This is a genomic window from Nonomuraea insulae (assembly GCF_042656245.1).
The window spans coordinates 237566-251742 of sequence record NZ_JBHSPA010000055.1; the positions used below are offsets into that span (position 1 = coordinate 237566).

15 protein-coding genes, 1 tRNA gene and 1 pseudogene are annotated in these 14177 nt (G+C 66.9%); 11 read left to right on the forward strand and 6 right to left on the reverse strand.

The genetic code is table 11. The features are described 5' to 3' along the window. From ACFPZ3_RS42725 to ACFPZ3_RS42735, 3 genes are all read left to right on the forward strand, one after another. Positions 1-570: a 5-formyltetrahydrofolate cyclo-ligase gene (locus ACFPZ3_RS42725; RefSeq protein ID WP_379520084.1), complete on the forward strand. Its 570-nt coding sequence runs from the start codon at positions 1-3 to the stop codon at positions 568-570. Between the two features lie 24 nt (positions 571-594). Further along, a complete protein-coding gene (locus ACFPZ3_RS42730) occupies positions 595-2100 on the forward strand; it encodes a potassium/proton antiporter (RefSeq protein ID WP_379520085.1) in 1506 nt (501 codons plus the stop codon). A 70-nt stretch (positions 2101-2170) separates the two neighbouring features. After that, a complete protein-coding gene (locus ACFPZ3_RS42735; protein ID WP_379520086.1) occupies positions 2171-2497 on the forward strand; it encodes an FmdB family zinc ribbon protein in 327 nt (108 codons plus the stop codon). Positions 2498-2732: 235 nt separating this feature from the next. Here ACFPZ3_RS42735 and ACFPZ3_RS42740 read toward each other — a convergent pair whose 3' ends face one another. Further along, the gene (locus ACFPZ3_RS42740; protein WP_379520087.1) at positions 2733-2948 is read right to left on the reverse strand and encodes a hypothetical protein; all 216 of its coding nucleotides are present in this window, start codon (positions 2946-2948) and stop codon (positions 2733-2735) included. A 242-nt stretch (positions 2949-3190) separates the two neighbouring features. Further along, a complete protein-coding gene (locus ACFPZ3_RS42745; protein WP_379520088.1) occupies positions 3191-5158 on the reverse strand; it encodes an MFS transporter in 1968 nt (655 codons plus the stop codon). A gap of 110 nt (positions 5159-5268) precedes the next feature. Between ACFPZ3_RS42745 and ACFPZ3_RS42750 the strand changes: the two genes are divergently transcribed. Genes ACFPZ3_RS42750 through mscL form a run of 3 tightly spaced genes read left to right on the forward strand, consistent with a single transcriptional unit; the run spans position 5269 to position 7084 of the window. After that, positions 5269-6075 (forward strand): S-methyl-5'-thioadenosine phosphorylase, encoded by an 807-nt coding sequence (locus ACFPZ3_RS42750; RefSeq protein ID WP_379520089.1) that lies wholly within the window; start codon positions 5269-5271, stop codon positions 6073-6075. Then, positions 6072-6662 carry an RcpC/CpaB family pilus assembly protein gene (locus ACFPZ3_RS42755; protein WP_379520090.1) on the forward strand — a complete coding sequence of 197 codons (591 nt, stop codon included), beginning with the start codon at positions 6072-6074 and terminating at the stop codon, positions 6660-6662. The genes ACFPZ3_RS42750 and ACFPZ3_RS42755 overlap by 4 nt, the downstream gene beginning before the upstream one ends. Before the next feature lie 23 nt (positions 6663-6685). Then, positions 6686-7084, forward strand: coding sequence for a large conductance mechanosensitive channel protein MscL (gene mscL, locus ACFPZ3_RS42760; protein ID WP_379520091.1), 399 nt, complete (start codon positions 6686-6688; stop codon positions 7082-7084). Between the two features lie 7 nt (positions 7085-7091). Here mscL and ACFPZ3_RS42765 read toward each other — a convergent pair whose 3' ends face one another. Beyond that, positions 7092-8150, reverse strand: a complete 1059-nt coding sequence (locus ACFPZ3_RS42765; RefSeq protein ID WP_379520092.1) for a D-alanyl-D-alanine carboxypeptidase family protein — start codon at positions 8148-8150, stop codon at positions 7092-7094. An 851-nt stretch (positions 8151-9001) separates the two neighbouring features. On the opposite strand from ACFPZ3_RS42765, the gene ACFPZ3_RS42770 reads away from it, so the two are divergent. The 4 genes from ACFPZ3_RS42770 (at position 9002) to ACFPZ3_RS42785 (ending at position 10031) form a co-directional block, all read left to right on the forward strand. Then, a tRNA-Arg gene (locus tag ACFPZ3_RS42770) sits at positions 9002-9074 on the forward strand. Between the two features lie 38 nt (positions 9075-9112). Then, on the forward strand, positions 9113-9403 hold the full coding sequence (locus tag ACFPZ3_RS42775) for a hypothetical protein (RefSeq protein WP_379520093.1): 291 nt from the start codon (positions 9113-9115) through the stop codon (positions 9401-9403). Between the two features lie 180 nt (positions 9404-9583). Continuing rightward, the gene (locus ACFPZ3_RS42780) at positions 9584-9853 is read left to right on the forward strand and encodes a hypothetical protein (RefSeq protein WP_379520094.1); all 270 of its coding nucleotides are present in this window, start codon (positions 9584-9586) and stop codon (positions 9851-9853) included. After that, positions 9843-10031, forward strand: coding sequence for a hypothetical protein (locus ACFPZ3_RS42785; protein WP_379520095.1), 189 nt, complete (start codon positions 9843-9845; stop codon positions 10029-10031). The genes ACFPZ3_RS42780 and ACFPZ3_RS42785 overlap by 11 nt, the downstream gene beginning before the upstream one ends. Here ACFPZ3_RS42785 and ACFPZ3_RS42790 read toward each other — a convergent pair. The 3 genes and pseudogenes from ACFPZ3_RS42790 to ACFPZ3_RS42800 all read right to left on the reverse strand — a co-directional run. Then, positions 9944-10888 (reverse strand): annotated as a pseudogene (locus ACFPZ3_RS42790) (recombinase family protein); the annotation flags it as partial. The gene ACFPZ3_RS42785 and the pseudogene ACFPZ3_RS42790 overlap by 88 nt on opposite strands. Before the next feature lie 218 nt (positions 10889-11106). Continuing rightward, a complete protein-coding gene (locus ACFPZ3_RS42795; protein WP_379520096.1) occupies positions 11107-12117 on the reverse strand; it encodes a DNA-methyltransferase in 1011 nt (336 codons plus the stop codon). Then, entirely contained in the window at positions 12117-12695 is a 579-nt protein-coding gene (locus ACFPZ3_RS42800) for an XF1762 family protein (protein WP_379520097.1), read from the reverse strand. Before ACFPZ3_RS42800 ends, ACFPZ3_RS42795 begins: the two co-directional genes overlap by 1 nt. 224 nt (positions 12696-12919) lie before the next feature. Between ACFPZ3_RS42800 and ACFPZ3_RS42805 the strand changes: the two genes are divergently transcribed. Then, on the forward strand, positions 12920-14176 hold the full coding sequence (locus ACFPZ3_RS42805) for a hypothetical protein (protein WP_379520098.1): 1257 nt from the start codon (positions 12920-12922) through the stop codon (positions 14174-14176). Position 14177: the final 1 nt, after the last annotated feature.

The following is a 14177-nucleotide window of genomic DNA, read 5'->3' on the forward strand; positions in this document are numbered from 1 at the left end:
GTGGACAAGCTGAACCTGCGCCGCGAGCTGAATGCGGCGCGCACCTCCTTCTCCCCCGAGCAACTGCGTGCGAACTCCATAAAAGTCCGCGAAACGCTGCTCGAACAACCCTGGGTACAGATGGCCGGCCTGGTGGCCTGCTACTGGTCAACGGGGTCGGAGCCGGATACGCACGGGCTCGTGTTCGCTCTCTGGAAACATGGAGCCACCGTTATCCTGCCCGTCCTGCGTGCGGACAATGACCTGGATTGGGCGGTGTACGACGGGCCGGACACGCTCGCCCCTGGCCGTTACGGGATCATGGAACCGGTCGACGACCGCCGCGGCGTGGACGCCGTACGCACCGCCGCCCTCGTGATCGTGCCCGCGCTGGCGGTGGACCGGCGGACCGGAGTACGCCTCGGGCGCGGCGGCGGCTCCTACGATCGGGCCCTGGCCCGGGTAGGCCCGAACGTGCCGACGGTGGCGCTGCTGCACGACGGCGAACTGATCGACGACGTGCCGTCAGAGCCCCATGACCGGCAGGTCCGCTATGTGATGACACCCTCCGGACTCACTAGTCTTATGTGAACGCAGGTACGAGAGGGGAGCCGGATGACACTTGATGTCTGGCTGCTCCTAGGTGCCGGAATTGTCATCGCGGCGATCGCCTCCGTACGCATCGCGCATCGCACCGGTCTGCCCAGTCTTCTGGTGTTCCTCGGCTTCGGGCTGGCTCTGGGGCCTTCCGGGTTCGGAATCCCTTTCGAGAGCCCGCAGCTGGCCCAGCAGATCGGCCTGTCGGCTCTGGCGGTGATCCTGGCCGAGGGTGGCCTGACCACGAGCTGGTCGCATGTGCGGCGTTCCGTGCCCATGGCGCTGATGTTGGCGACCGTGGGCGTGACGGTCAGCATCGTCGTGGTGGCGCTGGCCGTACAGGGACTTCTCGGCATAAACGGGACGACGGCGCTGATCCTCGGCGCGGTGCTGGCCTCCACGGACGCCGCGGCCGTCTTCTCCGTGCTGCGGCGCCTGCCGCTGCCGGCTCGCCTGGCCGGGGTGCTGGAGGCGGAGTCCGGTTTCAACGACGCGCCCACGGTCATCGCCGTGGTGCTGCTGAGCGGGTCGTCGCATTCGCATGCGACGTTGGGAACGTTCCTGCTGGAAACGTCGATCGAGCTGATCATCGGCGTCGCGGTCGGGCTCGCCGTCGGCCCCACCGGCGCGTACGCCCTGCGCCGCGTCGCCCTCCCCGCCTCCGGCCTCTATCCCATCGCGGTGCTCGCGCTCACCTTCGTCTCGTACGGCGGCGCGGTGCTGCTGCACGGCTCGGGCTTCCTGGCCGTCTACCTGACCGCACTCATCCTGGGCAATTCGCGCCTGCCGCACCGGGCGGCGACCCGAGGTTTCGCGGAGGGCGCAGCTTGGCTGGCGCAGATCGGCCTGTTCGTCATGCTGGGCATGCTGGCCGACGTCGAGGAAATGCCGTCGGCCATCGTTCCCGGCCTGATCACCGGCACGGTCCTGGTCCTCCTGGCCCGCCCCCTCTCCGTCATGGCCAGCTCCGCGCTGTCGTGGGTTCTCCGGCTCGGCTGGGTGAGCTGGCGCGACCAGGCGTTCCTGTCGTGGGCCGGACTGCGCGGCGCGATCCCGATCGTCCTGGCGACCATCCCCTGGGCGGCCGGGGTCGAGGGCTCCAAGGACCTCTTCAACCAGGTCTTCGTGATCGTCATCGTGTTCACCCTGCTCCAGGGGCCGACGTTGCCGTTCGCGGCCCGGCTGTTCGGGGTGTTCTCGCCGGGCGAGGCCCACGACCTCGAAGTGGAGTCGGCGCCGCTGGAAGAGCTCAAGGCCGACCTGCTGCAGGTCAAGATCCCGACGGGCTCCCTCCTGCACGGCGTCGAGATCTTCGAGCTCCGCCTGCCCGCCGGCGCCGCTGTGACTCTAGTCGTACGCGACGGCAAATCCTTCGTCCCCGCCACCACCACCCGCATCCGAGTTGACGACCAACTCCTCCTGGTCACCACCGCTTCCTGCCGCGAACAGGTGGAGCGCCGTCTGCGCGCGGTCAGCCGCAGCGGTAAACTCGCCGGTTGGTACGGGGAGCGGGGGCTGGAATAGGTGTTTGACCCAATCGGTTACCATTAGCAGTCGCATCGCTCGAGTGCCAAAGCTTTGTAAGGAGGAGCGCGTGCCGACCTATCAGTACGCCTGCAACGACTGCGGTGAGCAGCTCGAGGTGGTTCAGAAGTTCACCGACGATGCGTTGACGGTCTGCCCGAACTGCCAGGGCAATCTGCGGAAGGTCTTCTCCGCGGTCGGCATCGTGTTCAAGGGCTCCGGCTTCTACCGGACCGACAACCGCTCGTCGGCCTCGACGGCCGCCGCCGCTTCGTCTTCCTCGCCGTCCGCTTCGTCGTCATCGTCGAAGTCCGAGGAGAGCAAGTCGTCGGACTCGAGCTCCTCCAGCTCCAGCTCCACTTCCACGACCCCCGCCCCGGCCGCCGCCTCCAAGTGACCCACGGGGCGCGCAGACACGCCTGTGCCCGCGGGGCGCACGTACCGGCTGTGCCCGAGTGACCTGCGGGGCGCGCGTACGCGGCCATGCCCGAGCCTGTCAACCGGCCAGGCTCCTCGCCTGAACGTCCCCCTCGGCACGGCACGCACGGCCACGGTCTGGCCGGCTGATCACGCGCGGGCTACAGCCCGGTCCCCGACCGACCGCTCCGTAGCTTCTCGCACGGCGGCGACAGTCAGGCGGTCACCAACCCCTTGGTCTCCCCCACGCGGCTACAGCCAGCCTTGGTCACCAGCCCCTTGATCCCCTGCACGCGGCTACAGTCATGCCCGCTCACCAGCCTCTCGCCTGCCGTACGCAGCTCGATCAGGCCAGCCATCAGCCCCTCGGCTCCCACACGTGGCCCGGCCAGGCCCCCTCGCCTGCCGTACGCCGCCCCGAGTGGGCTCATCCACCAGCCTCTCGGCCTCCCACCGTGGCTCGATCAGGCTCACCGCCAACGCCTCGCTGTCCGTACGCAGCCCGATAAGGCTCACCTACCAGCCCTCGATCTCCCACGCGTGGCTCAGTCAGCCTCACCTGAGCGTGGCTACGGTCTGGTCTCCAACCAGGCCGCTCCACGACCTCCCACACCTGACCACCTGGGGGCCAACGAGCCCTGGGCTTCGACCGCACGACAGACAGCCTGTGCCGCTAAGGCGGTCGATCGGCCCGGGCCCCGAGCAATTCGGGCGCGATCCGATCAACCAGCCGTTCGAGCTGCGGATCAGGCCCCCAATCAGCCACCAACCGGCTCAGCCCCTCCCGCGAGCAGCGCAGGAGCCGTACAGCGGCCTGATCCCCCGCCGCCGTGAGCCGCAGTTCCTCATCATCGTCCGACCGCCGCACCAGCCCCGCCGCCACGAGCTGATCGACGTACGGCCGCCCGTACTCCCTGCTCACGTGAGCCCGCTCGGCCAGCGCCCCGGCCTGCACCCACCCTTCCCCGCCCAGCCTGGCGATGATCCACACCCCCTGCGGCGATATCCCGCTCAACCCCGCGACAGCTCCCAGCCGGTCGTAATAGCCCCGGCGCAGGTCCGCATCGGCCAGCCGGACGAGCCCCCGCTCGACCTCGGCCAGCGAAGACCGCTCCGCGGACGTGGCCCCCAGCCCCTCACCCAGATCCGCCGCCTTCGTGGTCTCCCTGAGCCGAGCCTGCGGTATGAACCAACTGAGGAGGAACGCCCCGAACATCACCGGCGCCGCCACCCGGAAGACCGCCGCGATCGCATCGGCGTACACATGCAGGAACCCCTGCGCGAGCCCCCGCGGCAACTGCTGGATAACGGTCGGATCCTCCTGAACCCTTTTCGGATCGAACCCAGGGGGCAACCGCACACCACGCAGCGCCTCCCGGAGATCATCGTTCAAGGTGGCCGCGAAGACCGACCCGAGCGTCGCCACCCCGAACGACCCACCGATCGACCGGAAGAACGTGGCCCCCGAGGTCGCCACCCCGAGATCCTTGAAGTCGACGGCGTTCTGCACCACGATCACCAGCACCTGCATGGTCATCCCCAGCCCGACCCCGAGCAGCAGCAGATAGACCCCCATCGTGAGCAGACTGCTCGCCTCGGTCATCGTCGAGAGCAGGAACATCCCCACAGATGCCGCAGCCGTCCCCGCAATCGGCAAATACCGATATTTCCCGGTCTTGGAGATGATCTGCCCGCTCACGATGGACATGGTCAACATCCCGGCCATCATCGGCAGCAGGTACACCCCCGACAAAGTCGGACTGACGCCATGCACCACCTGCAGATAGAGCGGCAGATAGGTGAGCGCCCCGAACATCCCGAACCCCACCACGAACCCCACCACCGACGACATGGCGAACGCCCTGACCCCGAACAGCCCGAGCGGCAGCACCGGCTCGGCCGCCCGCCGTTCGACGAGCACCCAGGCGACCAGCAGCGCCAGCGCCGCCCCCGCCAAGCCCAGGATGACCGGATCGTTCCACGTGTACGTCGTCCCGCCCCACGTCGTGATCAGCACCAGGCAGGAGGTCGCCGCGCCGAGCAGCACCACGCCGCCGTAGTCGATCGCGTGCCTGGTACGCGTGTCGTCCCCCGGCAACACCGTCACGATCACGAACAGCGCGACGGCCCCCAGCGGCAGGTTGACGTAGAACACCCAGTGCCACGACAAGTGATCGACGAACAGGCCGCCGAGCAGCGGCCCCACGATGCTGGACACGGCGAAGACCGCGCCGAAGAACCCCTGGTACTTCCCCCTCTCCCTGGCGGAGACGACATCGCCCACGATGGCCTGGGCCAGCACCATCAGCCCGCCCCCGCCGAGCCCCTGCGCGGCCCGGAACGCGATGAGCTCTCCCATGTTCTGACTCAGCCCGCAAAGCGCCGACCCGACCAGAAATATGCAGATGGCGGAGACGAAGAGCCTCTTGCGCCCGTACTGATCGCCCAGCTTCCCCCAGAGGGGCGTCGAGACGGTGGAGGCCAGCATGTATCCGGTCACGACCCAGGACAGCTGCTCCAGCCCGCCGAGGTCGCCCACGATCGTCGGCAGGGCCGTGGACACGATGGTCTGATCGAGCGCCGCCAACAACATACCGAGCATGAGCGCGACGATGATGAGCCCGAGGCCCTGATGCCGCATGCGGCGATCCTACTCTTCGTACTGGTGTGCCTACTCCACGCCACCAAGTTATCCACAGAACGCCATTCGGGCCATCCTCGCCCCCGGCCACTCCGGCTACTCTCAGCGCCATGGTCACTCGCGCAGACATCGGCGTCATCGGCGGTTCCGGCTTCTACTCCCTGCTCGACGACGCAGAGGAGATCGAACTCGCCACACCCTACGGCCCCCCGAGCGATGTCGTCACGGTCGGACGCATCGGCTCGCGTTCCGTGGCGTTCATTCCCAGACACGGGCGAGATCACCGCTTCCCGCCTCACCGTATCCCCTATCGCGCCAACCTCTGGGCGCTGCGCTCGCTCGGCGTCCGCCAGGTGCTGGCACCGAGCGCCGTAGGTTCGCTGAGAGCCGAGTACGGCCCTGGAGCCATCGTGATCCCCGACCAGCTCGTAGACCGCACTTCTGGACGCGTCCAGACTTATTACGATATTGACGGCGCAGTCCACGTCTCGTTCGCCGACCCCTACTGCCCGGCGGGCCGCTCCACAGCCGCGCGAACCGCCCGCTCAGGTGGCTGGCAAACGGCCGACAGCGGCACCCTGGTGGTCATCGAGGGCCCGCGCTTCTCGACGCGTGCGGAGTCCCAGTGGTACGCGAGCAACGGCTGGTCCATCGTGGGCATGACCGGCTTCCCCGAAGCGATCCTGGCCCGCGAGCTGGCACTCTGCTATACGTCGATCTCCCTGGTGACCGACCACGACGCCGGGGTGGAGGCCGGCGAGGGCGTCACCCACGACGAGGTCTTGGAGTTCTTCGCCCAAAATGTCACCCGCATGCGCACCCTCGTGTCCGAAACAGTGCAATCCCTCCCGGATGACCGCACCTGCCCCTGCGGCACGACCCTCGACGGCATCAAGCTCCCCTTCGAGCTACCGTGATCCCTTCCTGGCTGTCCCGCTACGGCCGTCGCCGCCGCCTCATAGCGGCGGCGCTCGCCGCCACATCCGTCATCTGCGCCTTCCTCGCCACCCGCCCCACCACGGCAGCGACCCCCACGGTTCTGGTGGCCTCCCGCGACCTGTCCCCCGGCCCGGTGACCCCAGCCGACTTCCACCTGGTCGCCCTCGACCCTCCCCCCGCAGGAGCGGTACGCGACATCACACCAGGCCAAACCCTGGCGACCCCCATGCGCAGAGGCGAACCCCTGACAGACGTCCGTCTCCTGTCCTCCTACCGCCTCCCACCAGGCCTGGTAGCCGCCCCCGTACGCATAGCCGACGCCGCCGCAGCGGCCTTGATCGCCCCCGGCTCAACGATCACCCTCCTGGCCGCCTACCAAGAAGCCACCCACGCCCGCCAAATAGCCTCGGACACGCAAGTACTGACCATCCCAAAACCGCCACCACAGTCATCAGACGACGGCACACTGATCGTCCTGGCGGTGACCCCGCCCCAGGCAGCCGAATTAGCAGCCGCCCAGGCTCAAGCCCGCCTTTCGATCACCATCAAACCTAACTCTGGGTAATCATTCGGCTACGATCACTTGCCATGAACGGATTCAAGAAGTTCCTCACGCAGGGAAATGTCATCGACCTCGCGGTGGCGGTGGTCATCGGGGCGGCCTTCAACGCGATCGTGCAGTCGTTCGTGGCCGACCTCCTCACCCCGCTGATCTCGGCGTTCGGCGGCCTGCCCGACTTCGCCTCGCTCAAGATCACCATCGGCCAGTCCAACTTCATGTACGGCAACTTCATCAACGCGATCATCTCGTTCCTGATGGTCGCCGCTGTGATCTATTTCCTCGTGGTCAAGCCATACACCCACTTCAGAGACCGCGCCGCAGCCAAGGTCGAGTCGACGACCCACGAATGCCCGGAATGCCTGTCAGAGATCCCCAAGGCCGCCTCCCGCTGCGCCTTCTGCAGCGCGGAAGTGGCCCGAGCCTGAAGCGGGCTCAGAGCAGCGAATCGATCTTAGGGTCGTACTCCCAATGCCACGGCTCGAACGGGCTGCTGTAGGCCCAGGAGGGGTGGAACCACCCATACCGCTTGGAGTTCTTCTCCATCCACACGAACTCCACGGACCCGGCCCTGTCCACCCCTCCACACAGGTCCACAGCCAGCCCGAGCCCGTGGTTGCTCCGCCCCGGCACGGCGGCGAACCCAGGCCGCCGATAGTAGACCGACTGCTGCTCGGCAAGACTGCGGTACGCGTCCGTCACGCACATGGCCTTCCCGAACCGCTGCCGAAAAGCCTCGTTCAAACTCACGAAAGCGATGGTCGCGTCCGCCCTGAGACTGAACCCCTTCTGCTGCAAGGGACAGAGCATGCCCCTGGGGATCAGCCCATTCGGGTAGCTGTCGGCCGTAGCTGCCCGAAGCGGGTTACACCCCAGCGCCGCCCGCCCCACCTTGTCAATCTTGATCCCCAGCTTCACCAGCGCCGCGGTCAGCGACTTCACGATCTTGTCCGACCTCTGCCGCAGTGTGTCGACCTCGGCCGCGAGCTGCGCCTCGGTCAGCAGGTTGCCTGCCCGAAGCTCCTGCGCCTCGCCGGCCAGCCGCTCGGTCTCCTTGTACAGGGTGCTGGTCTGCTCAACGGCCTGCTGCCGTACGGCCACGATCTGGTTGGCGTCCGACAGAGCCCGCAAGGTCTTCTCATCGGCGCTTCCAGACAGAAACGGTACGACCCCACCGGCAATGAGCGGCTGCTGATACAGCAACTCGGCCATCTGCGACACCGGCTGACGCATCACGGCCAGCCGCCCCTCAAGCTCCTGCAAGGCGGTTAGCTTGCCCTTGAGCGCTTTCTCGGAAGCCGCGATGTCCGCCCGCCGCTTCTCCAGAGCCTTGGTGGCGTCCTCCAGCTCCTTCGCCGACCGCTCAGCCTCTTTCCGCAGCTCAGTCAGATTGGACGGATCCTGCCGCTCAACCCGCTGCCGCACCTGCTCAACCCGTGCCTGAGCCTGCACCGGCACCTGCCCAAAAGGCGCCAAAAGCGAAGCCACCGCCATGACAACCGCGATCAGACCCGCTGATCGAGGGGCTGGCACGTTCGACTCCTCCGTTTGCAAACTCGTTACCCAGGTCAGGCACGCACGTTACTACAGCCCCCCGAGTGTCCGGACCGAACTCCGAAGAGCTGCTATGAGACGAATAACCCGCTTTGTACGGCCCGTCACACCCTGTACCACACCCCAGACCCACCAATGGCACCCAGAACACCACGCCTTACACCTCAGTACGCCATCCCCTCACAGAAGGTTCATATCCCTGGCGCCAGGGACTCCGCAGCCGCCGCCTCCTGCTCCCGATCCCGGCACAACTCCCACAACCAGGTATCCACCCACTCCCCCGGACACCCAGCCCGAGCCACCTGCGGCGGAGCCGGCGTAACAGGCTCCTCGACAACAACCTCCGGAGCCGCCTCGACAGTTTCGGCCTCCCGCACAGGCCTGGGCAGCCCTCGCGCAGGCGCAGGCGCAGGCACAGCGCCCTCATACCTCCGATCGGGCCGAGCCGGCGCAGGCACCAGAACCGGCTCCAACGCCACCCCCCTCACACCACCTTCCGCCCCGCGAGAACCCACCCCTTCCGCCTCAAACCCCCGAATCTCCCCCGCCAACAACCCTCCTGCGAGGATCGCCGGCGCCAGCAACGCCCCAAACAACACAACGGGCCGCCGACGAGCCTGCGTGCATCGCCTCCTGATCACAGGCAGACGCTATCCGCGCACGATGATCCCGAATCTGAGCACTTGTCATGCCTTTACCGCAGCTCAGAGCACCCATAACCAACCCCGCCAAACTGATCGCGCCCCCACGTCCCACGGAGTGCCAGACTTTCGCTAGGCTTACAAGCGTCCGCCTCCGTAGCTCAGGGGATAGAGCACCGCTCTCCTAAAGCGGGTGCCGCAGGTTCGAATCCTGCCGGGGGCACGCATCAAATCTTCGGCACTGGCACTCGCGACCTGCGGGTGCCTGTTTTCGTTGCCGGGGATTTCCTCTGCCATGGTGGCGACTCCTTCGATGGTGTTGTTGTCGAGAGTGACTCTGATCAGCACGATGCCGACGGCGTCGTTGTAGCGGATCTCCAGGTGGAAGGCCGAGAAGAGCTTGCGCTGCAGTTCTTCGGGCAGCTCGGCGATCCTGGACTGGAGCATGGGGATCTTGTGGAGCAGGTCTGTCTGGTGGTCTTGGGCGGGCGCATCGGCCTCGACCTCGGCGAGTTCCTGAGCCTTGGCACGCCGTTGCACCTCCAGTTCTGAGAACCGGGTGCGCAGGCGGCGCGTGAACTCGCCGTCTGCGTCGCTCTCCTCGACCTGGGCGATGATCCGGTCCTGCTTCCTGGCAAGATCGGCGATGCCGTTCTTGAGGGACTGGCACCGCGATTCCCATTCCTGTCGCGCCAGATCGCTGCTCTTCGGCAGGTCGACCGCGAGGAGCTGATGGCGGTGGCGGCCGAAGATGCGTCGCTGGAACAGGTCGTGGACGGCGTCGAGAAGGACGTCCTCCCGAACCCGGATGACCTTCGGGTGCCCCGGAAAGCGGTCCTCACGGCCGAGGTGGTTGCGGTCGGGCTGACAGCAGTAGTAGGAGTCCTTGGCCTTGCGGCGGGTCTCGGTCTGGCCGAACATGCGGCGATCACACAGGTCGCAATGAACGAAGGAGCGCAGCACGTAGGTGCGCCGGGTCTGCGGGTGGCTGTTGGCCTCTGAGCCGGTGCGGGAGGTGTTGCGGACGCGTCCGATGGTCTGGGCGGCGTCGTACATCTCCCGGGTGATCAGTGGCTCGTGCGTGGGGTGGTCGGACCAGACCCACGTGCTCGGCGGGTTGTCCATGCCGCGCTTGCTTCCCCTGCGGCTGGTGGTCGCCTTGCGGTTCCACACCATGTAGCCGGTGTACTTGGGGTTGCGCAGCATCTCCCGCACCCCGGAACGGCCCCAGGCGTTGCGCCCCCGGAAGTTCGGGTTAAGCGACTCGGGCGGTGGGAAACGATCGTGGTCAGCGTTGAGGCGGTCGGCGATGTCGCCGTAGCCGAGGCGCTCCATGACCCGCCAAATGAAGATCTGGGTGATGGCCGCGCCTCGGATCGGTGCCGGGATGAGGAGCGTCTTGGTCTTGCCGTCGGCAGCCTTGGCGGGGACGGGGTGAGGGACCTTCTTGGCCTGGTAACCGTAGGGCGGGCGGCCGACGTTCCAGCCCTGCTGGGTGTGGGTTCTGAGGCCGTCCCAGGAGGCTTCCATCATCTGGACCGCGTACCACTCGGCGATGCCCTGCTTGACGCGGCGGGTGAGGATCGCGGTGGCGCGCTTGCCGTTGAGAGTGATCGGCTCGTCGGCGGCGAAGAGGGCGACGCCGAGCTCTTCCAGCTCGTGCTCGATCTTCGTGCCGTAGAAGGTGCGCCGGGAGATGCGGTCGATGGACTCGCAGATCACCGCGTCGAAGCGGCGATCGCGCCGGGTCGCCTCGGCCAGCAGATCCTGGATGCCGCCATCGCGGGGGATGGGGATGTTGAAGCGCTCGTGGGCGGTGCCGTGACCGCGGTCTTCCAGGTTCTTGCGGCCGGACTCGATGTCGTAGAAGTGGGCGACGATGAGGGAGCCGGACGGCAGAGCCGCCCGGCTGTTGTGCAGCTGACGAGGCAGCGAGAGAGTCGGGTCCTGCAGGTCCTCGGTTGAGGTACGGCCGCACCAGGCGACGCGTAGACCGTCAAACGGGTCCTGGGCGGCCCCCGTCCCCCATGTGCTCATCGCTCTCCTCACGTGCGTCGTATGCGGCGAACCAGCACAAGATCTCGTGAATGACCTTCGACTGAGCCGCACGCAATGTCCGGCCTTCCTCCCCGTGGAGCAGGAGGAATTCGGTCTCGATCCGTACCGTTGGCTGATCGTCGTCCAGTTCGCCAGGCCCTGCAGCGTACGACACCGGACCTGTTTTGGGAGGCCCTGAGCAGGCCCTTTGTATCCCTTCAGCCACCGTCGGCCTCTGGCGAATCACCCTGTTGTGTGGCCGCCAAGCGGGCGCACGCTAGCTCGCAGTAGGCGGCGTTGAGTTCGATGCCCCGGAAGTAGCGCCCGAGTTGCCGAGCGGCGATGCCGCTCGTGCCGGCACCGCTGAAGGGATCGAGAACGGTACCGCCCGGACGACAACCAGCGGCGATCGCCCGGAGGGGCAAATCGATGGGGAAGGCCGCGAAGTGCGCCTCGCGAAGCGGACGAGTGCAGATCGACCAGACGTCGCCCGGATTCTTGCCGTCTGGGTGTGCCGCGTCATGCCGTCCCCCAGTGGGGAGCATGGCATCGCCATGCCGTCTGCCGCTGAAGACCTTCGCCCCGGTGCCGTACTTGCCGCCTGAGGGCCGTGCGTAGCCCACGGAGGTCGGTCTTGTGCCATCGCGTTGCGGCCGACGGTCGCCTTCTGCAGGGCGCTCCCGGATCGGGTCGAGGTTGAACCAGTAGTGCCGTTGTTTGACGAGCAGGAAGATGAACTCGTAGCGGTTGGAGAGGCGGTCGAGCACCGACTGAGGCATGGCGTTCGGCTTGTGCCACACGATGGCGTTGCGGAGGATCCAGCCGTCCTGCTGCAGGGCGAGGGCAACCTGCCACGGCATGCCGCGAAGGTTTTTGGGCGGCAGAGACCGTCGGCCTGCTGGTCGTACTCGAGGCTGGTGCTCGTTGAAGTTCTCGCCACGAGCCCAGCCGTCGGAGTTGGCCGCGTAGCAGTCACCGAGGTTCAGCCAGAAGGTGCCATCGTCGGCCAGGACTCGCCGAGCTTCGGCGAAGACACCTTGGAGATTCTCCACGTACTCCGCTGGCGTTGACTCTTGGCCGTATTCGCCAGGGCAGTAGTGGCGGAGCCCGTAGTAGGGCGGACTGGTGACGATGCAGTCGATGGATCCGCCTTCCATCTCGGCCAGGACTTCGCGGGCATCGCCTTGGAAGATCTCAGCCTGCTCGTCGCTCCAGTAAGGCTGGCGCATCAAGGGCGCTCCCATCCCGGAAGACGCCTGCAGGCGGTATCGGGCACGAGCTGAGTGCCCTCAGCCTTGATCTCCCACCGAGTGCGAACGACGTTGTCGGCCTCCCCTGAAGTTCGGAGGCGACTGGTTGTGGCTGGAACTTGTTCGGGCGGCACCTGAGCAACGGGGCGGTAGCCGGCCGCGCGGAGACTGGTGCCCGGATCGTCGGCGTGGGTGTAGGTGACCAGGCGGCGGTGGCCCAGAACGCGGGCTGCTCGCCAGGCCAGACAGAGGAGGAAGGGACAGACGTTCGGGGTGCCGTCGGTGCAGAGATGGGTGATCTCAGCGGTGTCGCCGTCGTCGAGAGTTCGGGCGTCCAGGCGTCCGAGGATCACGACGCCGACGAGAGTGCCGTTGCTGGTCTTCGCGCCGACCGCGAATTTGGCGCCGATCGGTGGTCCGAGGTGCCGATGAGTCCAGGCGACGAATGCCTTGGCCGTTTGGATTGTGATCGGTGCAACTGCCAATTGCACTTTGGGCGAGTCCTCTTTGGCTTTCATTTGATCTGGCCGCCGGGAATTGTCATTCGTGTTCTCCATGTGCTGTGTCGGGACGTTCTTCCGGATGCAGTCCCAGGACAACAGCCAGCTCAGAGTTCGCTCAGAGGGCTCAGAAGCGACTCAGAAGCGGCGCCTCTCAGAGAACCAGAGTTACGACTCTGAATGAATTCAGAGCGCTCGCTCCCAACAGTCTCTGAGAAATTTCTGATGCCGCGCGTAAACCAGGTTCGAGTCAACGGATTCCTCTCGACCTGGAGAAAGAAATGAGCGCCGAACGCATTACAGGCTCATCGCTGGACATCGCGGAGACCTCGTTCCGTCTGCTGGCCGCCGGTCCCGGAGGGCTGTACCTCGACTGCGCCGGCCTCGCGCCGGACCTCCCGCAGGGCAAGATCGGGCTGCTGGACCTACGGCGCCTGCTCACCAGCCGAACTCTGGCCAATGACACGCGAGACATCGTGTGGCGGGAGCTCGTCACCCGCTCCCGCCAGCACGGCGCGGCCTGGACTGTCGCGGCTGTCGGCATGGCCATCCCGGCCCTGCGCCTGATCGCCGGAGCACTGGCTCGTCAGGCGCCCTCGGCGGGCATGGACGACGTGGACACCGAAATCCTCACCGGCTTCCTGCAGGCTCTGCAGCGCATCGACCTCACCGGCCCCAACATCCGTCCCCAGCTCTGGGGAGCGGCGCAGCGAGCAGGTGAGCGAGCCATACGCGACGCCGCCTCGGCCGGGCGCCACCTGCCTCTGAACGAGTCCGCCCCACCGGCACGCCCGCCTGGCCATCCGGACCTGGTGCTGAGCGACGCGGTGGCCAGCGGTGTGCTGAGCCAGCTTGACGCGGAACTGATCGGACTGACCCGGCTGGAGCGGATGCCGTTGCGGCAGGCGGCCGCGCGTCTTGGGCTGAGCGAGGCCGCGGCGCGGAAGCTGCGGCAACGTTGCGAGCCGGCGCTGATCGCCGCCATTCAAGCCGGGATAGTCCAGTCGACGCTGTCCCTAGCGATCACTTCCCCTGCCCCTCGAAGGGTGGGGGACACGATCCCCGCGCGGAGCCGGGGGCTTCCGGATGCGGAAGTGGCAACCGACCCGAAGGGAGGCAGGGACGTTGCCCCCGGCTCCGCGCGGATCTTTCCCATCGGCAACCCCTTCGCGGCACGGCAGAAGGCGGAACTGCGGCGCAGGCGGCGGCAAGCCCTTGCCCGCCGCGTGGCAATGGCCGTCGCGGTTGTGGCAATTGTTGCCGCGCTCGTCATTCTCCTGACGGCAACAGGAGCACTGGCGGCGCCCGCCGATCTCAACGCCGTGTTCACCAACATCCGGAACTGGCTGATCGGCCTCCTGGCGACCTTGGCCACGCTGATGCTGACGGTCGGCGGTCTGCGCTACCTGGTGGCCGGCGGAGACCCCGGCGAAGTACAGAAGGCCAAGTCCGCGCTGAAGGCCGCCGCCTTCGGCTACGCGCTGGCCATCCTCGCCCCGATCTTGGTGAACGTTCTCAAGAGCATCGTGGGCGGGTGAG